Consider the following 231-nt stretch of genomic DNA (forward strand, 5'->3'; position numbering starts at 1 on the left):
TTGAGGTTATGCACACTGGTGAAGTCGACCTTGTTCAAGCCGTCGCCGACGATGGCCAGGCGGTTCTTGCGCTGCATTTTCAGCAACCGCGGGAAGATGCTCATGTCTCCGGCCCCGGTGACGAAACGCGGGCGCAGGGCCAGCACTTCAAGGCCGAACTCCTGGGCACCGAACACCTTCTGTTCCGCCAGGTATTTAGTCGCGGCGTAAGGATGTTTGAAACGCTTGGGC

General features: G+C 59.3%; 1 protein-coding gene. It reads right to left on the bottom strand.

Translation table 11 applies throughout. The features are described from left to right. A partial coding sequence (locus tag KZZ04_RS20950) for an NAD-dependent epimerase/dehydratase family protein (protein ID WP_219424143.1) occupies positions 1-231 on the bottom strand: 231 nt, incomplete at both ends.

This window comes from Pseudoalteromonas sp. CR1 (genome assembly GCF_019392235.1).
Lineage (GTDB): Bacteria > Pseudomonadota > Gammaproteobacteria > Enterobacterales > Alteromonadaceae > Pseudoalteromonas.